General features: G+C 62.8%; 19 protein-coding genes. 7 read left to right on the top strand and 12 right to left on the bottom strand.

What is annotated here, in order from left to right:
* Positions 1-29: 29 nt before the first annotated feature.
* The 4 genes from CupriaWKF_RS22035 (at position 30) to CupriaWKF_RS22020 (ending at position 5,980) form a co-directional block, all read left to right on the top strand.
* Positions 30-890: a c-type cytochrome gene (locus CupriaWKF_RS22035; RefSeq protein WP_276102870.1), complete on the top strand. Its 861-nt coding sequence runs from the start codon at positions 30-32 to the stop codon at positions 888-890.
* A 1,468-nt stretch (positions 891-2,358) separates the two neighbouring features.
* Positions 2,359-2,892: a (2Fe-2S)-binding protein gene (locus CupriaWKF_RS22030; RefSeq protein WP_276102869.1), complete on the top strand. Its 534-nt coding sequence runs from the start codon at positions 2,359-2,361 to the stop codon at positions 2,890-2,892.
* Positions 2,889-3,866: a xanthine dehydrogenase family protein subunit M gene (locus CupriaWKF_RS22025; protein WP_276102868.1), complete on the top strand. Its 978-nt coding sequence runs from the start codon at positions 2,889-2,891 to the stop codon at positions 3,864-3,866. Before CupriaWKF_RS22030 ends, CupriaWKF_RS22025 begins: the two co-directional genes overlap by 4 nt.
* On the top strand, positions 3,863-5,980 hold the full coding sequence (locus CupriaWKF_RS22020) for a xanthine dehydrogenase family protein molybdopterin-binding subunit (RefSeq protein WP_276102867.1): 2,118 nt from the start codon (positions 3,863-3,865) through the stop codon (positions 5,978-5,980). The genes CupriaWKF_RS22025 and CupriaWKF_RS22020 overlap by 4 nt, the downstream gene beginning before the upstream one ends.
* Positions 5,981-6,216: 236 nt before the next feature.
* On the opposite strand, the gene msrA is transcribed toward CupriaWKF_RS22020, so the two are convergent.
* From msrA to msrB, 3 genes are read right to left on the bottom strand one after another with little or no spacing between them, the layout of a single operon-like run.
* On the bottom strand, positions 6,217-6,951 hold the full coding sequence (msrA, locus tag CupriaWKF_RS22015) for a peptide-methionine (S)-S-oxide reductase MsrA (RefSeq protein WP_276102866.1): 735 nt from the start codon (positions 6,949-6,951) through the stop codon (positions 6,217-6,219).
* Positions 6,952-6,975: 24 nt separating this feature from the next.
* A complete protein-coding gene (locus CupriaWKF_RS22010) occupies positions 6,976-8,808 on the bottom strand; it encodes a cytochrome c biogenesis protein DipZ (protein WP_276102865.1) in 1,833 nt (610 codons plus the stop codon).
* Positions 8,809-8,848: 40 nt separating this feature from the next.
* The gene (gene msrB, locus CupriaWKF_RS22005) at positions 8,849-9,367 is read right to left on the bottom strand and encodes a peptide-methionine (R)-S-oxide reductase MsrB (protein WP_276102864.1); all 519 of its coding nucleotides are present in this window, start codon (positions 9,365-9,367) and stop codon (positions 8,849-8,851) included.
* A gap of 525 nt (positions 9,368-9,892) precedes the next feature.
* Here msrB and CupriaWKF_RS22000 point away from each other — a divergent pair.
* On the top strand, positions 9,893-10,276 hold the full coding sequence (locus tag CupriaWKF_RS22000) for a cytochrome c (RefSeq protein WP_276102863.1): 384 nt from the start codon (positions 9,893-9,895) through the stop codon (positions 10,274-10,276).
* Positions 10,277-10,501: 225 nt separating this feature from the next.
* Here the strand turns inward: CupriaWKF_RS22000 and CupriaWKF_RS21995 are convergent, their stop codons facing one another.
* Positions 10,502-10,942 (bottom strand): nuclear transport factor 2 family protein, encoded by a 441-nt coding sequence (locus tag CupriaWKF_RS21995; protein ID WP_276102862.1) that lies wholly within the window; start codon positions 10,940-10,942, stop codon positions 10,502-10,504.
* Positions 10,943-11,068: 126 nt separating this feature from the next.
* The gene (locus tag CupriaWKF_RS21990) at positions 11,069-12,127 is read right to left on the bottom strand and encodes a 3-keto-5-aminohexanoate cleavage protein (protein ID WP_276102861.1); all 1,059 of its coding nucleotides are present in this window, start codon (positions 12,125-12,127) and stop codon (positions 11,069-11,071) included.
* Positions 12,128-12,644: 517 nt separating this feature from the next.
* Here CupriaWKF_RS21990 and CupriaWKF_RS21985 point away from each other — a divergent pair.
* A complete protein-coding gene (locus CupriaWKF_RS21985) occupies positions 12,645-13,553 on the top strand; it encodes an alpha/beta hydrolase (protein ID WP_276102860.1) in 909 nt (302 codons plus the stop codon).
* 122 nt (positions 13,554-13,675) lie between these two features.
* Here CupriaWKF_RS21985 and CupriaWKF_RS21980 read toward each other — a convergent pair whose 3' ends face one another.
* Positions 13,676-14,116 (bottom strand): acetyltransferase, encoded by a 441-nt coding sequence (locus tag CupriaWKF_RS21980; RefSeq protein WP_276102859.1) that lies wholly within the window; start codon positions 14,114-14,116, stop codon positions 13,676-13,678.
* A 362-nt stretch (positions 14,117-14,478) separates the two neighbouring features.
* Here CupriaWKF_RS21980 and CupriaWKF_RS21975 point away from each other — a divergent pair, with 362 nt between their 5' ends.
* Positions 14,479-14,613, top strand: coding sequence for a hypothetical protein (locus CupriaWKF_RS21975; protein WP_276102858.1), 135 nt, complete (start codon positions 14,479-14,481; stop codon positions 14,611-14,613).
* Between the two features lie 295 nt (positions 14,614-14,908).
* Here CupriaWKF_RS21975 and flgL read toward each other — a convergent pair whose 3' ends face one another.
* From flgL to flgG, 6 genes are all read right to left on the bottom strand, one after another.
* Complete coding sequence (gene flgL / locus CupriaWKF_RS21970; protein ID WP_276102857.1) at positions 14,909-16,141, bottom strand: flagellar hook-associated protein FlgL; 1,233 nt, start codon at positions 16,139-16,141, stop codon at positions 14,909-14,911.
* 35 nt (positions 16,142-16,176) lie between these two features.
* The gene (flgK, locus tag CupriaWKF_RS21965) at positions 16,177-18,069 is read right to left on the bottom strand and encodes a flagellar hook-associated protein FlgK (RefSeq protein ID WP_276102856.1); all 1,893 of its coding nucleotides are present in this window, start codon (positions 18,067-18,069) and stop codon (positions 16,177-16,179) included.
* 148 nt (positions 18,070-18,217) lie between these two features.
* Positions 18,218-19,261 (bottom strand): flagellar assembly peptidoglycan hydrolase FlgJ, encoded by a 1,044-nt coding sequence (flgJ, locus tag CupriaWKF_RS21960; protein ID WP_276102855.1) that lies wholly within the window; start codon positions 19,259-19,261, stop codon positions 18,218-18,220.
* Entirely contained in the window at positions 19,261-20,430 is a 1,170-nt protein-coding gene (locus CupriaWKF_RS21955) for a flagellar basal body P-ring protein FlgI (RefSeq protein WP_276102854.1), read from the bottom strand. Before CupriaWKF_RS21955 ends, flgJ begins: the two co-directional genes overlap by 1 nt.
* Complete coding sequence (gene flgH, locus CupriaWKF_RS21950; RefSeq protein ID WP_276102853.1) at positions 20,414-21,112, bottom strand: flagellar basal body L-ring protein FlgH; 699 nt, start codon at positions 21,110-21,112, stop codon at positions 20,414-20,416. Before flgH ends, CupriaWKF_RS21955 begins: the two co-directional genes overlap by 17 nt.
* Positions 21,113-21,122: 10 nt before the next feature.
* Positions 21,123-21,908 (bottom strand): flagellar basal-body rod protein FlgG, encoded by a 786-nt coding sequence (flgG, locus tag CupriaWKF_RS21945; protein ID WP_276102852.1) that lies wholly within the window; start codon positions 21,906-21,908, stop codon positions 21,123-21,125.
* Positions 21,909-21,928: the final 20 nt, after the last annotated feature.

Below are 21,928 nucleotides of genomic sequence, written 5' to 3'. Positions count from 1 at the left end.
TTAGCTATAGCCTATAGGCAGGGGGAATCATGGGGACGTTATTCCGGATGGCCACAGGTGTGCTCCTGATGGCTCAAATTGGTACAAGCAGCGGCCAGGACGTAGCGCGGATCGCGCGGGGAAAATACCTAATGGAGGGCGTGGTGGCTTGCGGCAATTGCCATATCGCTCGAGGTGAGAAGGGCGAGCCGATCTTCTCCAGGGGCCTGTCTGGCGGCATGGTCTTCGACGAGCCGCCGTTTAAGGCCTACGCGCCCAACATTACCCCTGACCCTGAGACTGGCATCGGAAAATGGACCGATGCTCAGCTTGGCAAGGCGATCCGTGAAGGCATTCGACCGGACGGGAGCATTATCGGTCCGCCTATGCCAATCGAGTTCTACCGGCGCATGTCTGATGCCGATTTGGCAGCGATCATTGCGTATTTGAGGGTGCAGCCACCCGTGAAGAACGCCGTCGAGAAGTCCAAGTACAACATCCCATTGCCGCCGAACTATGGCCCGGCCGTGAAGGGCATTCGTGCCCCCTCCCCTAAGGAAACGATCAAGTACGGGGAGTACCTCGCCAATATCGGGCATTGCATGGAATGTCACACGCCGCGCGATGAAAAGGGAATGCTTCAGCTCACGCGTCTAGGCGCCGGCGGCCAAGTGTTCAAGGGACCCTGGGGCGAGAGTGTTGCGCGCAATCTGACTCCGCATGAAAGTGGCCTAAAGGGTTGGAATAAGACAGAGATCGCCCTGGCCATTCGCGGCATAGGCAAGAACGGCGCTCACTACAAACCGCCCATGGCGTTCGATTGGTACAAAAATATCAACGCCTCCGACATGAACGCGCTGGTCGCATACCTTGGATCACTCAGACCACAGCCATTCGCCGGCAGAGAGTAGTCCCCCCTGGCACATCCACTCGAAGAGTTCCCGTAGCGTTACGTTGATCAGGCAAACTTCCCAATGGTTAGGGGATCGCTGATCGTGCGACACGTGCTGCTTGCCCGCGGCGTGTCGGTAGTCAAGTTTCAGCGGGCAGCGAAGTTCGTTCTTGTCTTGTCACATACGGTACTAGTGTGCTGTGACCTGCTGTACGACCAGCAGTCTCCTACCTGGACAGGCGTGATGAGTAATCGTCGGGTCTGAAGCTCCGGGGACAATGTACCCGTCGAAAGACGTCATGATTCGGCGACGAATGGTGGCGACGCTGCAAGCCGCAACGCGGTGTAGGGACTAGGAAATTTCCGCATGCGCAACAGATGTGAATCGCTGATAAACCGCGTCAATTCCGATGGGCCAAAGCGGCTGGTAGGCCCTGACCAAAAGGTAAGCAGCTGGTTGCTCCTTTGATCAGTAGGGGCACGTCGTCATCAGGGCTGCCGTGGGATAGGCGGGCGCTAAACGGACAGTCCTCGGGCTGGAGGTATCGCCGAGGTCGGCAAGAACGGGAACGTGGTAAGCCCGATTCTCTGCCAACATTTAGAACATCGAATCGTTGGCAAGCGACCCGTGAGGGAAGCTGTTGGGGAAGCGGGTAAGAGAACGCGCAAAAAGCGAATGCCAGACTGTAATCGTCCGGATAGGAGTTCAAACTTTGCTCCGACCTGAAAGGGTGCAGACTTGCGCGAGGTGTGGCTGTCGCGAACCAGTATTTGCGGTCCAACGCGGGGCAGCTTGGAAGAGACTGTCGTTGTTTTACGGCAGTTCAGCGCCTCCGCCTCAGCAATGAGATGGGCCAACGATATGACGTATGCGAAGGTCTTGTGCTGTATGGAAAGGCCGGCGCCGGGCAACGGTGCTTTAGCCATGCGCGAGCCGTATGCGGGGAAACTCGCACGTACGGTTCTTTGGGGAGGGGGCGACGGTGACGTCGTTCCCTTACCCGCTAATGAGGTCTGCGCTTGATGTTGCGCAGGTCAAGGACTTCGGTTTCCGCAACGCGGGAGAGATGGGCCGAGTCAAGCCGCTTTTCTCCGTTCGCATCTTTCCTGGCGTGCTTTGCGCGCCGCTCTTGAGTGGCTGCCGCTTGAGGCGAGGAAATGCCAGCGAGGCTCTCTTTTCGTACCTATTATCCAATCCGTCAACGCAAGGAATCGCCCGTGGCAATGAGACGGCGTTTCGTTGCAATGACCACCGGTGCCTGTAGCAGGCCACGACTGTCCACCAGTGCGTGACCGCCACACACCTTTCGGTTCCCGATGTGGGCCAGGGCCCGGCGAAGCCTGTAGTGACTTGCAGGATTCGCGCCCCGGGGTGTCGCTGCAGTTCATTTCCCGCCGAGCGTTCCCATGGTTGGTGCAGGCACCGGACGACGCCCTTGTCCCCAATCGCCCAAGTTCCTTGGGCCATGCAAAGAGGAATGTCGACTATGTCCAGTTCTGTTCGTTCCGAAGGCAGTCAGCCACAGCCTGGCGATGACCACGGCTCTACCCGCGTGCCGCTAAACCTGACGGTCAACGGCACGCTGCATCGCCTCGATATCGACCCGCGCGAATCGCTGCTCGACGTCCTGCGCGAGCGCCTGGATCTCACGGGCACGAAGAAGGGATGCAACCAGGGCGCATGCGGCGCCTGCACGGTGCTGGTGAACGGGCGCAGGATCAACAGCTGCCTTGCGCTTGCCGCCATCTGTAATGACGCGCACGTCAGCACGATTGAAGGCCTGTCGACGGTCGACGGCGAATTGCATCCGCTACAGGCCGCGTTTATCGCGCACGACGGGTTTCAATGTGGATTCTGCACGGCCGGCCAGATCATGTCGGGCGTAGCCTGCATTGGCGAGGGTCATGCCACTTCGCCCGAGGAGGTGCGCTTCTGGATGAGCGGCAACATCTGCCGGTGCGGGGCCTACCCGGGAATCGTCGCGGCGGTCGCCGAAGTTGGAGGGAGGAAGCAGCCATGATCCCGTTCATACTGCAGAAGGCCAGCTCGGAAGCGGAAGCGCTGGCCGCCGCCGCGGGTGGGGCGCGCTTTATCGCCGGCGGCACCACGCTGGTGGATCTGATGCGGGAGCACGTGGAGCAGCCCACGCGGCTGGTCGACATCAACGCACTGCCGCTTGGCCATATCCGCGTGGAGGGCGACGAGCTGGTCATCGGCGCGCTGGCCCGCATGTCCGATGTCGCTGCGCATCCCGATGTCTGCCGCCTCCATCCGGTGATTGCCGAGTCGCTGCTCGAGGGCGCCTCGCCCCAGCTACGCAACATGGCCAGCATCGGTGGCAACCTGCTCCAGCGCGTGCGCTGTCCTTACTTCCGCATGCTCGATGCGGCCTGCAACAAGCGCACCCCGGACAGCGGTTGCGCGGCCATCGACGGCCTGCATGCGGGCAATGCCATCCTGGGCGTCAGCGACCATTGCTCGGCAACACATCCGTCCGACCTTGCGGTTGCACTGGTCGCACTGGACGCGGTGGTCTATGTACATGGCCCAAACGGGTCACGCCACTTCCCCGTGGAAGACCTTTACCGGCTGCCCGGGACCACGCCGCATCTCGAACACGCCTTGGAGCCCGGCGAACTCATCGTCGAGGTCAGGGTTCCACCGCTCCCTTATGCACGGAATGCGCGTTATCTAAAGGTGCGGGACCGGGCCTCATATGAATTTGCCCTGGTATCGGCCGCGGCAGCCTTCGAGGTTCGTGATGGCGCGATCCAGGGCGCACGCCTCGCATGCGGTGGCGTCGGCACCAGGCCGTGGCGCATGCGTGCTGCTGAAGTCGCCTTGCAAGGCAAAGCGCCGACGCGCGAGAGCTTCGAGGCGGCCGCGGTGACTACGATCGCAGACGCCGCTCCTCTGCCCGGCAACCGATACAAGGTTGCGCTGCTGCAACGGACCGTGGTCCGGGCCCTCGAACTCGCAGGAGAAACCAGATGACGAGCGCAAACCATATCGGCCAACCGCATGCCCGCATCGACGGGCGCGCCAAAGTGACCGGCAGGGCGCAGTATGCCGCTGACTTCAATCAACCCGGGCAAGCCTATGCGGTCATCGTGGGCGCTTCGATCGGACTGGGACGAGTAGTCGAGCTCAACACGGAAGCGGCGCGTAGGCTGCCAGGGGTCTTGGCGGTACTGACCCATGAGAACGCCCCGAAACTGGCGTATGCGCCCCACAAAGGCTTTATCGATCCGGCACACGGCGAACGTCTCCATGTCCTGCAGGACGATCATGTCCGCTTCTACGGCCAGCCGGTTGCCGTGGTCGTGGCACAGACCCTGGACCAAGCCGAGCACGCAGCCTGCCTGCTGCATATTCGCTATGCCGAGGAAACACCTGTTTCCGACCCGCTCGACAAGCGTGCCGAAGCCGTGGTGCCGGACGAAGCACGCGAGCCAGGCCCCCATTCGGCCGACCGGGTACGCGGCGACCCTGACGGTGCGCTGGCGGCAGCCGCGGTCAGCATCGATGCCAGCTACGATGCCGCGCGTGAAAATCACCTGCCGATCGAGCCGAATGCCACCATTGCAGCCTGGGAAGGCGAGCGGCTAACGCTCTGGAGCAAGAGCCAGTTTGTGGTCAACGAGCAGGCCGAGATCGCGGCGATCTTCGGCATCCCGGCTGAGAATGTCCACGTCATCTGCCCGTTTATCGGCGGCGCTTTTGGCACCAGCCTGCGCACGTGGCCGCATGTCACGCTGGCGGCGATCGCCGCGCGCGAGGTCGGCAGGCCCGTCAAGCTGGTGCTGTCGAGGCGGCAAACCTTTCATCTTGCGGGGCACCGGCCACGCACGGTCCAGCGCGTGGCGCTGGCGGCGACGCCGGAGGGCAGGCTGACCGGCATCGTGCATGAAGGCACCGGTGAAACCAGCCGCTATGAGCAGTTCACCGAAGCGCTCACAGCGGTGACGCCTTTCCTGTATAGCTGCCCTAATGTGCGCACGCGCTACCGGCTGGTGCCACTGGACATCAGCACACCGACCTATATGCGGGGTCCGGGCGAAGCCACGGGCGTCTTTGCGCTGGAATGCGCAATGGACGAGCTGGCCCATGCCCTCCAGATGGATCCGCTGGAGCTGCGCCGTCGCAATGAACCCCGGCTCGACGAGGGCCTGCAACTGCCCTTCTCCAGCCGCTCCATGCTTGCCTGCTACGAGCGCGGCGCCGACGCGTTCGGCTGGGCCCGCCGCACGCTGGCGCCCGGCTCGATGCGAGACGGCCGCCTGCGCATCGGCTGGGGCATGGCCTGTGCCACTTACCCGGTCTTCCATGGCCAGGCCAGCGCCCGCGTGCGCCTGCTTGCTGATGGCACCGCCGAAGTGGAAGCCGCAGCCAGCGACATGGGACCTGGCACCTACACCTCGATCACGCAGATCGCCGCCGAGACGCTGGGGCTGCCAATGGACAGCGTGCGCTTCAGCCTTGGCCGCTCGGATTTCCCGCCCACCCCGCCACATGGCGGCTCCATGACCCTCGCTTCGGTCGGCTCCGCCGTGCGCTTCGCCTGCATGGCGGCGCTGGACCTGCGCCAAGCGCGCGCAGGCCGCACCGATGGCGGCATTGAAGCCAGTGCCACGGCGGGTCCCGATGCCGAATTGCGCAGCCGCTTCTCCATGCATGCCTTCGGTGCGGTGTTCGTGGAAGTCGCAATCGATCCCGATGTCGGTACGATCCGCGTCCGGCGCGTGGTCGGCGCCTATGGCGCGGGTCGTATCGTGAATCCGCGGCTAGCAGCCAGCCAGTGCACGGGCGGGATGGTCGGCGGCATCGGCATGGCGCTGATGGAGCGGACTGCCCTCGATGCGCGCGATGGCCGGCCCGTGAATGCCCATATGGCGGATTACCTCGTGCCCGTCAACCTGGATATCCAGGCGCTCGAAGCGCATTTTGTCGACGAGGTCGATCCCCATGTAAACGAGCTAGGCGTAAAGGGACTGGGGGAAATCGCGCTGGTGGGCGTGGCGCCGGCCGTGGCTAACGCGGTGTTTCACGCAACCGGCAAGCGAGTGCGGGAGTTGCCGATCCGCATCGAGAATCTGGTCGAACACTAGTGCGCATCCGCACGGGCCTGCCCTTGCACGCCACCGCGGGCGGGCGTGCCGACCTGTTCACGCTGCATGGCAATGCGATCATGGACGAGGGAGTTCGAATTGCCGAGAGCCAGAAGCCCAGTTAGCTGATGGTCACTGCCTCATCGCGACGCCGCATCGCATGCTATATGGCGCGGAGAGACATGCGTAGCAGGTACGACCTGCGCCTGAGGCGCGTTGCGCCCCGTACCCCAGTCTCAGGCCCCCGATCTGCTCAGCAACACCGGGTCATTGCGATAGAGATCGGGAAAGATCTGCTTCAGGTTGCCGATCTTGGGCAGGTCGTTGATCACGATGTATGGGTGGCGCGGATTCTTCGTCAGGAAGTCCTGGTGATAGGCTTCCGCCGGGTAGAACCCTTTGTAGTCCTCCACGCGCGTCACGATCGGTGCGCGGAACGACTTGGCTGCCCCAAGCTGGGCAATATAGGCCTCGGCAATCGCGCGCTGCGCCGGCGTGACCGGAAAGATCGCGGAGCGGTATTGGGTGCCGTGATCGGGCCCCTGGTAGTTGAGCTGGGTCGGGTTGTGTGCCACCGAGAAGAAGACCTGCAGCAGCTTGCCGTAGCTGACTTGCGCCGGGTCGTAGCGGATTTCGACGGATTCCGCGTGGCCCGTCGTGCCTGAGCCAACCTTCTCGTACTGCGCCGTGCTGGCCGCGCCGCCAGCATAGCCTGATGTCACACGCGTCACGCCACGCACGTGCTCGAATACGCCCTGCACACCCCAAAAGCAGCCGCCCGCGAACACGGCCGTCTCGATGTGGGCATCACCGGGCTTCTCGTCCTGCGAGGGGGCGGGAATGCGTACCGCATCCTCCGCGGATAATGCGGGCCGCCCCCAGATTCCGGCAGCCGCCACCAGCATGGAGACACCCATCAGCCTAAGCGTTGTGAAGCGCGTCAAGCGCTGCAGTGTTGCGATCGCGTTCATGTGAATCTCCTTGGGTTCAAAAGGTTAGCCGAATGTGAAGGCATAAGCCTCCACGCCGGGATCGAGGAATTCGATGGCAAACGTGCGGTCCCTGATCTCGCCGTCCTGCCGCACCAGTTGGTAGAGGCGCTGGGCGGTGACCTCGCCGGTTCCATCCGGCGCGGTGTCGGTGCCGTGCGACGTGCCTGGCTCGGCGCCGTCGATCGTCACGCGGAACCTGACCGGCTTGCCGTCCTGGGCCGGACCGAGCACGAGGTGCAGGTCGCGTGCGTGGAAGCGGTAGACGATGCGTCCGTTCGGGCGGTCAAGCGTGGCGCGCTCTGCGCCGATGCGCCAGTTGCCGGCAAGGCCCCATTGATTCAGGTCGGGCTTCGCGGGCGCCGTGTAGTCCTTGGGCCGGTCATGCGCCGCGCCGCCAGGCGAGCCGAAGTTCTCCGCGCGTTCGTATCCAACATAGGTCTCCGGCGATCGTATCGCACCGTTGTCCGCCGCCATCTGCACCCCACTGCCGGTCTTGTCGTTCAACGTGGCCGGCATGGCCATCGCGATCTTCGCCACATCGGCGTGGCCGGCTTCTTCCAGCAGTTGGCGGATCACGGCTTCCGAGTGTTCGTATTCACCTTCGCCGAAATGGTGGAAGCGAATTCGGCCCTGCGCGTCGATGAAGTAGTGCGCGGGCCAGTACTGGTTGCCGAAGGCGCGCCAGATGGCGAAGTTGTTGTCAATCGCCACAGGATAGGTCACGCCGAGCTCGCGGGAGGCCCTCTTCACGTTGTCAATATTGCGCTCGAACGCGAATTCCGGTGCGTGGACGCCGATGACGACGAGCCCCTGGTCCTTGTACTTGTTGGCCCACGCCTTCACGTAGGGCAGCGTGCGCAGGCAGTTGATGCAGGAGTAGGTCCAGAAGTCGACCAGCACGACCTTGCCGCGCAGGCCCTCGGCAGTCAGCGGAGGGGAGTTCAGCCATTCGACGGCACCGTTGAGTCCCGGGAACAGGCCTTCGACCGGCAGCGCCGCTGCCCTGCCCCCGGCACGCGTCATCATCGCGCCCCCACTGGCGTCGCCCGGCACCGCGCCTTTCGGATTCGCGCTCGTCATTATCGTGCCGTCCTGCTTGTCGGCGGCCTTGTTGCCGGCCAGCCTGTTGACGAGGTGCTGCTCCAGTCCGCCCGTGGCAATCGTCGAGACACGCGCCAGCACGCCGGTATCGAGACCCAGCCCGATCGCCACCACGCCGACGAGCATGGCGGCGCCAATGCCGCGGCGTATCCATTCGCCAGCGTCGAGCGAACGCTTCATGGCCGCGAACACCCGTCCCCCGATCAGCAGGGCCACCGCCAGTGACGTCGCCGCGCCGGCCGCATACGCCAGCAGCAGCAGCGTGGTACCAAGGTTGGCGCCTTGCAGTGCCGCGCCGGTCAGGACGAGGCCCAGGATCGGTCCCGCGCAGGGCGCCCAGAGCAGCCCAGTGGCGATGCCCAGCAGGAACGATGAGGCCGGGCTGGCTGCACGGCCATCGGCTTGCGCGAAGTTGGACAGGCGGCTGCCTGCGCTGACCAGCGGGCGCATCAGCCGCTCGGCAAGCTGCGGTAGCAGCAGCGTCAGGCCGAACACGGCCAGCAGCGCAATGGCGAGCCAGCGTCCGTACTGGTTGGCCTGCGCCACCCAGCCGCCGCCCACGGCCGCCAGCGTGGCCACCAGCGCGAAGGTGACACCCATGCCGGCCAGCAGCGGCAGGCCGCTGCGCGCGAACGGCTGGTCCGCGCGTGCGAATACGAACGGCAGTACGGGCAGGATGCAGGGGCTCAGGATGGTGAGCGCACCGCCGAGATAGGCAAGGATCAGGAGCAGCATGGTTCTGTACGTGTCGACAGGGAGGGCTTCACGGAAGTCGTCAGGCGGCGGGCCGGAATGTCATGGCGACCCCGTTCATGCAATAGCGCAGGCCGGTCGGCTTCGGGCCATCGTCGAAGACATGTCCCAGGTGACCGCCGCAGCGCCGGCAATGGACCTCGGTGCGCAGCATGCCGAAGGTACGGTCCTCGGTGGTACCCACGGCATTCTCCAGCGGTGCCCAGAAGCTGGGCCAGCCGGTCCCGCTGTCGAACTTGGTCTTCGAGGAGAACAAGTCGAGCTCGCAGCCGGCACAGGCAAAGATGCCGTTGCGATGCTCGCCGTTGAGCGGGCTGCTGAAGGGTCGCTCCGTGCCCTCGTTGCGCAGCACGGCGTACTGGGCCGGGGACAGTTTCCGGCGCCACGCCTCGTCGCTCATGGTGACCTCGAAGCGTTCCGCTGCCTTGCGGGTCTCGCCAGCAATCGCCGCGCCGCCGGCCAGCGCACGCCAGCCGCCCATGGCGGCAAGTGTGGCGGCCAAGGTGCCGCCGGACAATAAAAAGCGCCTGTTGATGCGCATGATGGCCTCCTATGCAGGTGAGGGCGGCGCAGGTCTGGCCAGCACTTCCGCTGGCTGTTTCTGTCGCGCCACTGCTGCATTTAAGGTGACCGGTGTATCTGGTCTGTAGTGCCTTGCGACGCGGGTTGTCAGCGCAAGTAGCCAGACTCCAGCTTGATACACAGCGATACAAGAATCCGATGGGACCGCCCTGAAGGTGACGTCGGCACGATGTAGCGGCCGCCGGTCATCCGCGGCCCCATGATGACGATTCTGGTCCTTTTTGGGGTGGCCGTCTCTATAGGCCAGCGGCTCCCAGTCGGCTCGCCCGGAATCGCTTCAGTGAAGTGACTGTTGCCTCGAATCGAGCAACCACTCCAGTTCCTGCACCTTCAACGAAGTTGGAACATCAGAACATCCCTTATGTCCGTTCGTTGCCGGTTCGTGTTGGCGGCGGGCTACGGCCTGAGCCGGCCATGAGCGGCCATTCCGCGCTTACGAGCTATACTCCCCAGCCCGGCAATCTGCGTGATACGACAAGGCCTAATGAAAGCAAGAAAATTATTCATCGCTTCGCTAGGAGCGTTGGTGTTGACTCAACCATCACTATCCTTCGCGCAAAACATCAACGGGAAAAATCTTTACACACAGAGATGCGCGATGTGCCACGGCGCAGATATCAAGGGCACGGGGCCATTGGCCAAGAAAAGCAATCCCCCCACGCCTGATCTCACAACTGCTGCGTTCAAAAAGCGACTCAATGATTATCCGGGCGTCATTGTTTCATCGGTAATACTTCGTCCGAACGGGGACCTGATTCCGAGAACTTTGAGGGAGAACGGCGTAAAGCTGGCGCCGCACTCCTGGACCGTTCAGGATTTTCGCGATTTGAATAAATACATGAGTGACGTGATTTCCAAAAGCAGATGATTGCGTGTTGACCGTCTGACCGCGATGGGTCGTTCTGAGACCCTCCCCTCAAGATCGCGGCCAACCCTGCCGTTCCGGGCCGGTCGGGCATTCCGATCCAATAATTTTCAGTCGCCGGCAACGGCCGCACATGCGACGTCATACGCGCCGACGGCGGCTGGCGCAGTCGGGGTGAGCTGTGGGCGGGCACGATGGACAAGCTGGCGTGGCCGCCCACGCTGGGCATCAGGACGCGGCGCGCGCGGCGAAGGTGATCCGAGGTGCGAGGCGGTTGATGAGCCAATCTCCACGGTCACTGCATGTCAACTCGCATTCCACGTCAGCCAACAGGGCCGGCACCACCTTGTCCAAGGGGAGCGTTGGCGCTGCACCCGTGTCGGAGCGATAGACGGTCAGACCGAAGGCCACCTTAGCCACGGATCCGCCCTGCTCCAGGACAACAAAATTGCTGACATAGTGTCGAGTGAACAGCGTTGCGGACCGCTTGCCCAGGGAAGCAAGGATCTGTTCTCGCCCGAGCAGTGCATGACTGCCATGATCCCAAATGCCATCTGGCATGAAGCACGCAGATACACCAGGATAGTCTTGTCGGTCGAGGGCGTGATACATGCGGATCACCGTTTGCTCGCCGCCAACAACAATGGAAAGAGTCTCTGGGTTGTTCATGGTTCCATTACCTGAAATGCCACGCCGAAGCCGGACGGCGCCAGCATGGCCCGTCCGGACGATCGCGCGACTGGCGCGCAAGAATTGTGCTTTGGGAGGCGAAGCCTCCTCAGGACTGACGCTTGGTTAGGCCACCTTCCTCAGGAAGCCTTGTTGCGCGCCATTGCGATTGGGCGCGAAGCCGTTTTCCTGCAGAGTTTCCTCCACCGTGTCATAGAACACGCCGATCTTGCACATTTCGCGCGCTTGCTGGGCGGTCGCGATCGGGCGACTCATCTCTTGCGAGATACGCACCAGTTGCTCGATCTGGGCCACCGTACCCATTTTCTCGGTACGGGTCTGGTTCCAGAGCGTGTCTTCGGTACCGCAGCGCACATGCAGCCCCATCGCAATACCAATCGTGTTCACCGGGAGCACGTTGAGTACCGAGCTTTCCACCGTCAAAACAGCGCCATCCGGCACGGCGCGCACGAAATTGGCCAAGCTATAGATACTCGGCGAGTCCATGCCCCCGCCAATCGCGACCCAGTTCAGGACCAGCGGGCCTTGGTAGATGCCGCGGCGCATCAGTCGTTCCACAGACTCGAAGCTGTTGATGTTGTAGCACTGGAACGCGCTCTGGATCCCCGCCGCGCTCAGCCGGCGGACGTGCTCCTCGACCCAGCCCGGCTGCGCCGGCACGGTCATCTCTTTGTAGGCATTGAAGACCGCCGGGTCTTCCATGGAACTGCCCACGATGTCGCGATGATCAAACTGCTCGAGGATGTTCATCTGTGACGTATTTACGGTAACCGTAACCTGGTCGGGTTTCGGGTCGAGTTCGGCCAGCATGTGGCGCGTGTCGTCAGAGAGCCACTTTGCAGCCGCGCCTTCCGTTTCCGGAGCGAAGCTGATCGAGCCGCCGACCTGGATGATCATCTCCGGTACACGGGCGCGCACGCCAGCGATCAGCTCATTGAACTTGGACAGACGCTTGGAGCCTTTGCCATCGAGTTCCCGTACATGCAGGTGCAGTACGGTGGCACCCGCGTTGTAGCAATCCACCGCTTTCTGGATTTGCTCTTCCATGGTGACGGCGATGTCCTCGGGAAAGTCCGATGGCATCCACGAGGGAGCGTAAGGCGCAGCCGTGATAATCAGCGGTTGCTGGTTTTCGGGGAACAGGTGTCCGTCAAGAAAGTTCATGGTAATGACAGGAAGAGCATCTACGAGGGTCCCGGGACTGCCGACTGCGGAAGGCCATTCAGGCTTCACTGACGCCTAACACCGGGGGGCTAAGGCGCGTTGGACAGGCGAATCATTCCCTAGGGAGGCTTGCCAAGCAGTATTGGCGAAGACGTCGTCCCGCATTTGATTTTCCGGGACACTCATTTGACAATACGGGACACCGAGAAGGCACTACCTGCGCGAGATGAAGATAACCGCCCGGTCAGCACCGTCCTTGACGGTGCTGGACGATGACTATCGGCGTAGCGGCACGGCGTAGCGGCAGTTAGCTGCCAGCGGCGGGTTATTACAGGGGACCGCCCTCACATTAAGCCTTCGATGGTGGATTAAAAATCATTTTTTGGTCTGTGCTTGCGCCGCGCGCGGCGTGGACTACGCTTTAGGAGCGTTCGCGTAGCGCACATCCATTCGGCCCATCCAGAATGGCTCCTTCCCAAATCGACCCAGGCCGCACCACTTCAGAGAAGAAAAAACCATGCGAAAACTGTTTGCTGCCGTCGCCCTCATGCTTGCCATCACCCAGCCTTTGCAGGCACAGGTCAAGCCGTACCCGCCAGGCTTCCGCCAGCAGAATATCCGGACTGACGGGGCGACCCTGTTTGTGCGTGTAGGTGGCAGCGGGCCGGCGGTGGTATTGCTGCATGGGTTCGGCGACACTGGCGACATGTGGGCGCCATTGGCTGCCGAGCTGGCACGCACACATACCGTGGTGGTGCCGGATCTGCGTGGAATGGGGCTGTCGTCACACCCTGATGGTGGCTATGACAAGCGCACGCAGGCTGGCGACATTCGGTCAGTGCTGACGCAACTGAATATCGATCAGGCGGACGTGGTCGGCCACGACATTGGCACCATGGTCGCATTTGCCTATGCGGCGCACTATCCGGACAAGACAAAGCGGCTGGTCGTGATGGACGCCCCGGTGCCGGGTGTTCCACCGTGGGAACAGATCGTGCGCATGCCCGCCCTCTGGCACTTCTCTTTCGGCGGCCCCGATGCGGAGCGGCTGGTGAAAGGCCGCGAGCGAATCTACTTGGACAGGTTCTGGAACGAATTCGCGGGGGATGCCTCGAAGATCGACGAAGCAACGCGGGTTCACTATGCGCGGCTCTATGCGCGCCCGGGCGCAATGCACTCCGCATTTGCGCAATTCCTGTCGATTCCGCAGGACGCCGAGGACAATCAGAAATCGCTGGCGACCAAGCTGAGCATGCCTGTGCTGGCAATCGGCGGCGAGAAGTCCTTTGGCCAGAATGAAGCGATAGTCATGCGAAATACTGCCAGCAACGTGCAGGAACTGGTCATTCCCAATGCCGGGCACTGGCTAATGGAAGAGCAGCCACAAGCTACCGTGGGCGCGATCGTTAATTTCCTCGCGCAATAACGCCAAGTCTCCCTCATTATTGACGGCGATGCGCATATCCATTGGCGGCGAAGCAAATTCGCTCAGTCCTGGAGGCCCGCCATCTGGCGGGCGGCCGACCGCGACCGGCCAGAAGCAGCCCTTCAGACGCCGATATATTCCAGGTGAATGATTGGGTATGGTCGCCCTTGCCCGTCAAGCGAAGAACGACCTGTGGGCTTGAAGCCCATTTTCTCGTAGAAGCCCAATGCTTGAGCGTTTTGCTCATTGACATCAGTTGTCATTTTGGGGTGAAGCAAAAGGCCGTGACGAACGAGCGCGCTACCAATGCCCGTCCCGCGGCAAGCGGGGTCAACGAACAAGGCCTCCATATGTCCGTTGTCGATGAACATAAGTGCCAATGGGTAATCATTCGCATCCACAGCGAACCAAAGCGGAACTTTTGGCAGAAAGTCGCAAACCATTTCGTCGATGGCTTGGCGATCCTCTTGGGACAGAAAGTCATGAGTAGCATCAACCGCGCGGCGCCAAATTTCAACAGCGCGTTCGCCCTCATCGGGACGGGAATTTCTAATAATAATCATTTTTTGACTATAAGCGCTGCACTACGCGGATCTGAGTCAGCAATGAAAAAGGCCGCCTCTGGGTGAAATCTCAGGGCGACGCCTCGAGGTGACTTTTGTTGGTGGTACGACTTGTCATTCCAATGCCCGCTCAGGGTCGGTCTTAGACGGGCGGCCTGACGGAGGGTCGAAGTCAGATCCGGCCGGGTACGGCCTCTACCAGATCATTGAAAGCTTTGGGCTGGTACGGCAGCGCTTAGGTGCATGTCTTCTCCGGCGGTTAAATCGGGCGAGTAGGCAACAGATGGTATGAGGGTTGCTTGGTCAGTTGCCATAGCGGGGCTACGCTCCAATCGTGTGCAATTTGGTCAGGGAGAATGCAAATGAAGCATATTGTTCATCACTTTCACTCCCATCCGCCGCACCATGGGGCTAAGTACTACTCGGCCTTTGCTGGGGCCATGCTGGTGGTTGCCGCGGCCTACGTAATGGTCACCCTCATTCCCCAAGTCCTATGACAGAGAAGGGTCGGATACCGACGGCCACCGGCCCCCTGCTTTCAGTACCGTCAACAAGAGCCGACGCCAGCCGGAGCACCCTTTCGAGCCGTCAGAATATCCCTGCTGGCATCAGGCTCACGAGGCAAAGGGCACTTGTGATGAACCAAAGTGATGTATCCGCTGACAATAAAGTCATCAAACCGAGTAGGGGCAAGCAAAACCGAGCTTTTCTGACAGCCGGATCTCAGACTTTATTGTCGCGGTTTCTACGACTTTATTGTCCGTGCATCAGATTCCCCGCCCCGCTCCCGACTTACAGATACTTGAACAAATTCATCCCCTGAATCTGCATGAACGACTGCTGCGCACCCTGCAGCGCAGTCTGGCGCTGGTAGTATTCAGTGATCGCTGCAGCATAGTCCAGGTCTTGAACGCTTGACAGGGTCGCGGAATACGACAGGTCCCGGTTGGTGCCAATCGTGTCCAGCGCATCCAGCTCCTGCATGCGCGAGCCAACCGACGCACGCACGGTCAGCACATTGTCCAGCGAATTGGAGAACTGGCGGATGCCGGTGGCAATGGTATTCGACAGGTTGGCAGAATCGGCCGCGGCGGGCGTCGGCTTGCTCAGGGCGTCGATCACCGACTTCAGGTTGGCGAACATGTCGGTGCCAGCCTGGCTCGCCGGCTGCATGGAGATGGTATCGCCGCTCTGCGGCGTCCCCTTGACCGTGAACGTGATGCCGGCAACGGCGATCTGTGCGGGCTCGCTATAGTTCAGCGGCGTACCGCCCACCGCGGTCCCGGAGGCGTCCTTGATGGTGTACTGCATCGTGCCGCTGCTATCGTCGAACGACAGCGTGAGCGCGGTACCGTAAAGCGGATTGGTCGGGTCGGTCGTGGATACCTGGCCGTAGGTGGCGTTGCCGGTATTGGCAGTGCCGGTATTCGTATTGCCGCTGCCCTTGAGCACATAACCGGCCGAGCCCTGCACGCTCTGGAACACTGCACGACCGTTGCTGCCGGCCGGCATCTGGCGAGCCACGTCTACCTGGAACTGCTGCTGCTCGGTATTGCCGACATACTGGACGCCGCCGCCACCCTGAACGAACGGCGGCGAGCCCGACATGGTGCCGCCAAACAGGTACTGGCCATTGCCGTCATCGGCATTGGCCAGGCCCAGCAGCTGGTCATACTGGCCCTGCAGTGCAGTGGCCAGAGAGGCGCGATCCACGTCGCTGAGCGTACCGTCGCCCGCCTGCACCAGCAGCGTCTGGATGTTCTGCGTCACCGTGGTCACGGTGGAAAGCGTGTTTTCCCCCATGCCCAGCGCAATATTGGCCTGCTTGCGCGAGGTGGCGTACTGGCCGTTGACCGCACTGGCTTGCGAAGTGGTCAGCGCGCGCGTAGCGGCAACCGGATCGTCGGAGGGGTTAAGTACCTTGCGGCCAGTGCCGAGCTGTTGCTGGATGTGAAGCAGCGACGACTGCTGCATGTTCATCGAGGCCAGGCCTTGCTGGTAGAGCGTGGAGCTTGCGACGCGCATTGTCTGTTCCTTCTCGAATTCTTGATCTGGTCCGCTTACCGGCCAATGCCGATGATGGTGTCGAACAGCGTGCTGGCCGTCTGGATCACCCGGGCGTTGGCCTGGTAGAGCTGCTGGAACTTGAGCATGGAAACCGTTTCTTCATCCATGTTCACCCCCGACACCGATTGCTGCGCCGTGCGAATCTGCGATGTGATGCTGTCCTGCGAGGTGGAGGCGATCTGCACGGACTTGGCGCGCGTGCCGACGTCATTGACCAGCTGGGCGTAGGCATCGTTGAAGCTCGACACGCCGCCGCCGATGGTCTTGGCGTTCTGCAGCTTGGCCAGCGCCAGCGCGTTGCCATTGTTGGACGCTGCGCCAGTGTTCGCCGACAGCGTGAACTTGTCGTTGGCATTTGGCGTGCCGCCGAAGCTGAAGGTCAGGCCATTGATCGTGTACTCAGTGTTCGAGCCATTGACGACCGTGCTGCTCGGCGTGACCGGACCAGAGGCGTCACTGAACGTATAGCCGGGACCGACGTAGGTAGCAGTAATCGGGCTGGCCGGCAGACTGAAAGGCGATGAGACCTTGCTCAGCGACGCCTTGCCGGTACCAATGTTCGTGCTGGCGGCGTCGGCACGTGCGGGCGATGCCGCCGCGATCTTGGCGGGGTCGGTGATCGCCATGTCGAATCCGGCTGCCGCATTGCGGGTCGGCTGGATCACGAACGAATCGTTCGGGTTCATGGTACCGGTCAGCTGCACGGTAAAACCATCCACCGTGACCGGCATGGTCGCCGACGTCGTGACCTGCTTGTCCGACAGGCGCGTGATGGTGTAGTTGGTGCCGTCGAACTTCAGCGTGTAGTCGCTGGTGGTCAGCTGCGAGGTGTCGAGAATGCTGGCCTGCGCCTGCGCGCTGCCGGTGTTGTTGGCATTGGGCAGCGTGGTTGCAGAGCCCAGCTTGAACATGTCCGTGCCGATGTCGCCGTTCAGGTCCATGCCCAGCTTGTGCTGGTCATTGAAGGACTGGCCGATCGCCAGCGACAGACGTCCGATAGCATTCTGTGCCGAGTCCAGCGTTTCGGTCCGGAACTGCAGCAGCCCGCCCAGTGAACCACCGGTGATGGTACCGGCCTCGCTTTCATACACCGCGCCGTTGGGGAGGGTGTAGCCAACCACCGTACGGTTCGGATCGGCCGCCGAGGCAATCGCCTTCAGGCCGTAGGAATCCGTGCCCATCACCAGCGGCTGGCCGTTGCCGACGAATACGTTGTAGGTACCGCCGTCCTGCACCACTACCTTGGCGCCGACCAGCTTGGTCAGCTCGGCCACGGCCTGGTCGCGCTGATCCAGCAGGTCGTTGGGCGGCTGGCCGCCGGATGCTGCCTTGAGCTTGGTGATTTCCCCGTTGACGTTGGCGATCTGCCTGGTATAGGCATTGATCTGATCGACAGCGGAGCCGACCTGCGTGTTTACGCCCGATTGCAGCTGATCGAAGTAATTGCTGGCCGCGCGCATCTGGCCCACCAGTGCCTGGCCGGCCGACAGCATGCCCTGGCGTGCCGCCGGATCCGCGGGGGTGTCGGCCACGGCCTGCACCGCGGCGAAATACTTCTGCATCAGCGGCGCGAGGCCGCCCTTCTGGTCTGCCAGCAGGTTGTCGATCTGGCTGATCTGGTCGGAATAGGTCGACAGCGACGAACTGGCCGACTGCGCGCCGCGCAGCTGGCCGGTCAGGAACTCGTCATAGACGCGCATCACCGTGGTGGTATTCGACCCCATGCCAAAAAAGCCCTGGCTGGTGTACTGGCCGCCCGACGATGCCACGATGGTGTTCTGCCGCGTGTAACCTTCAGTGGCCGAGTTGGCAAAGTTGTGGCTGGTCGTCGTCAGCGCGTTCTGCGCCGTGTTCAGGCCGGAAAGACCAATGCTGAAGAGAGACATGTTGCTCTGACCCCGGATGCTGTTGGATGCCTCCGGCACATCGGCACGGCGGCAGGGAATGTGCTAGTTATCGGCAATCCGGGCGGGAGACTTTAGGACCATCCGGACGCCAGGCGGATAGCGGCCTGATGGCGTCCCCGCGACGGACTTATGCCGACACCTTCTTCATGATCTGCACGAGCTTTTGCCCGTAAGCCGGATCGGTGGCGTAGCCCGCACGCTGCAGGCCATGGGCCGCTTCATCGGCCGAGCCTGCCGACACCACCGCCGAGTAACGCGGATTGTTGGTCAGCAAGCGCGCGTAGTCGGCGCAGGCTTCTTCGTACGAGCCATAGGCGCGGAAGCGCGCACGCACCTTCTGCGGCTGGCCGTCGACATACTCGGTGGTCGTGACTTCGGCCACGCGGCCCTTCCAGTTCGCCCCGGCCTTGATGCCAAAGACGTTGAACGTCGTGCTGCCGTCCGGGTGCGCGATCTCGCGCCGGCCCCAGCCGGATTCCAGTGCAGCCTGGCCTACGATCAGCCGCGCCGGCACGCCACTGGCGCGCGATGCCGCTTCGGCGGGGCCCGACATGCGCGCGACGAAGGCGGTGACGTGGGCCGGCGCATCGTCAGGCAAGGGCCCGATGCCGCTTTCGCCCTGCCCCTGGCCCTGTCCGTCATCACCTTGCGAGCGGTACTGACGCAGGCCGGCCATGGGATTCCAGCTCGTGCCCGGCACCACGGTGCCAATCGCGGGCACATCGCCATCCGCTGCGGCGGCGCCTGCGCCGCGGCTGTCCAGCAGTTGCGCCATCTCGGCGTCGGCCGCGGCAGTGCCCGTTGCACCCGGTGCCGCGTTGGCACCGATCATGCCCTGCGGAACCTGCGCGCCGGTGGCTCGCGCCAGTTGCCGGACCATCACCTCAGCCAGCCCAATGCCGCGCGAGGACATTTGTTGCGCCAGCTGCTGGTCCAGCATCGACATGTAGAGCTTGCCCTGTTCGCTGTCGAACACGCCGTCCTGCGGCGTGGCGTCGCGCATGCTCTTGAGCACCATCTGCGTGAACACCGCTTCGAACTGCTTGGCTGCCGCGCGCAGCGTAGTCGTGTCGGAGCCATTGCGCGCGCTCTGCTTGAGCGCCTCGAAACCCTGCGTGTCGAGCGCGAAGCGCTGCGAAAGGTCCGCCTGCGCGGAGATGCCGCTGTCCATCAGATGATCTCCAGCTCGGCGCGCAGCGCTCCGGCGGCGCGCATCGCCTCCAGGATGGTCTGCAGATCCGCGGGCGTCGCGCCCAGCGCGTTCAGGCCCTTGACCACGGCCGCCAGCGAAGCACCGGCCTTCACGATCTGCAGCGATCCTCCCTGCTGTTTCATGTCGATCTGCGACACCGGTGCCACCACGGTCTGGCCGTTACTGAACGGCGCGGGCTGGCTGATGACCGGCTGGGTGTTGATCACCACCGAGAGATTGCCATGGGCCACGGCGCAGTCTTCCACGGTCACGGCCTGGTTCATCACGATGGAACCGGTGCGGGCGTTCAGGATGACCTTGGCCGCGGCCTTGGCCGGGGTGACGTCGATGCTCTCGATGCGGGCCAGGAAGCCCACGCGCGCCGCGGGCGACGCCGGTGCGCGCACCTGCACCACTCGCCCGTCCAGCGCGGCGGCGACGCCGCCGCCCATGGAGCGGTTGATGGCCTCCACCACGCGCTCGGCCGTGCCGAAATCCGTGTCCTTGAGTTCGAGGTTGATGATGCCGCCGTCTGGCTGGAATGCCGCGACGGCACGCTCGACAATCGCGCCATTGGCGATGCGGCCGACCGCCAGCTGGTTGACCTGCACCTTGCTGCCGTTGGCCGACGCACCGGCGCCACCGACCAGCATATTGCCCTGCGCAATGGCATAGACCTGCCCGTCCGCGCCCTTGAGCGGCGTCATCAGCAACGTACCGCCGCGCAGGCTCTTGGCATTGCCCATTGACGACACCACGATGTCGAGCTGGCTGCCCGGCTGGGCAAAGGCCGGCAGCGTGGCCGTCACCATGACCGCCGCCACGTTCTTGAGCTGCATGTTCTTGCCGGCCGGCAGCGTGATGCCGAGCTGCGAGAGCATGTTGGTCAGGCTCTGCGTGGTGAACGGCGTCTGCATGGTCTGGTCGCCGGTATTGTCCAGGCCGACCACCAGGCCGTAGCCCACCAGCGGGTTGTCGCGCACGCCCTGGAACGTCGCCAGGTTCTTCAGGCGTTCCGCACGGGCAAAGTTGGCGGCAAAGCCGAACGCCACCACCACGGCCAGCGCAGTGACGCTGGCCTTGAGCAGGCTCGACAGGAAACGGGCAAGCATCGGAGCGGACATGGACGGATCAGAACGGAGAGACATTGAGGAAGAAGCGCTGCAGCCAGCCCATGTTCTGTGCTTCGTCGATGTAACCCTTGGCGGTGTACTCGATGCGGGCATCGGCCACCTGGGTAGACAGCACACCGTTGTCGCCGGTGATGGTGCGTGGGTTGACCACGCCCGAGAAGCGAATGAATTCCGCGCCCTGGTTGATGGCGAGCTGCTTTTCGCCGGACACCACCAGATTGCCGTTGGGCAGCACCTCCAGCACGGTCACGGTGATGGTGCCGTTGAAGGTGTTGGCCGCGCTGGCGCCGCCGCTGGCCTTCAGCGCGTTGGCACCATTGATGCTCGCGTTCGAGCTGCTGCTGAACAAGCCGGCCAGCGCCTTGGGCACGGCGTCGAATGCCAGCGAGGTACTGCCGGTGCGGCTCGCATTGCTGCCCGAATTCTTGGTGGCGTTGACGTTCTCGGTGATGACGATCGTCAGGATATCGCCCACATTGCGCGGCCTGCGGTCCTCGAACAGCGGGTTGCCGGCATAAGAGGACGCGAAGATCGATCCGGTTGCCGGACCCATCGGGCGCGGTTCGGCGCGCGCGGTGGTCGGCAACTGCACGAGCGGCTCGCGCGGCATCAGCGCGCAGCCGCCGCTGGCCAGCAATGCCAGGCCGGCCAGGCAATACAGAACGCGCGCGCCCAGGCGGGAAAGCATGTTGGCCATGGTACCTCCGTCAGCCCATCTGCGTCAGGCGCTGCAGCATCTGGTCGGATGTCTGCACGGCCTTGCTGTTGATCTCGTAGGCGCGCTGGGTCTGGATCATGCTGACCAGCTCTTCCACGACATTGACGTTGGAAGCTTCCACGTAGTTCTGCTGCAGCGTGCCCGAGCCGTTCAGGCCTGGCACGGTGGTGTTCGGCGCACCGGAGGCATCGGTCTGCACATACAGGTTCTCGCCCATGCTTTCCAGACCCGCGGGGTTCATGAAGGTCGCGAGCTGGAGCTGGCCAACCTGTACGTTGTTGCTCGAGCCCGGCTGGGTCACGGACACTGTACCGTCGCGACCAATGGTCATTGACGTGGCATTGGCCGGAATCGTGATGGCCGGCTGGATCACGAAGCCGCTGGCTGTCACCATCTGGCCGTTCTGGTCCACCTGGAACGAGCCGTCGCGGGTGTAGGCCGTGGTACCGTCAGGCATCGCCACCTGGAAGAAGCCCTGGCCGATGATGGCCACGTCCTTCGCATTGCCGGTTTGCTGCGGATTGCCCTGGGTGTGGATGCGTTCCGTCGCGACCGGGCGCACGCCCGTGCCCAGCTGCAGGCCAGAAGGCAGCGTGGTCTGATCCGATGAAAGGGCGCCGGGCTGGCGGATGTTCTGGTACATCAGGTCCTCGAACACCGCGCGCCCGCGCTTGAAGCCGGTGGTGGAGACGTTGGCGAGGTTGTTCGAGATCACGTCCATCTGCGTCTGCTGCGCATCGAGGCCGGTCTTGGCAATCCAGAGAGAGCGGATCATGTTGTTCCTTGGTGTCCTGC

The organism is Cupriavidus sp. WKF15 (assembly GCF_029278605.1).
Lineage (GTDB): Bacteria > Pseudomonadota > Gammaproteobacteria > Burkholderiales > Burkholderiaceae > Cupriavidus.
This window is presented reverse-complemented; position numbering and strand designations above follow the sequence as displayed.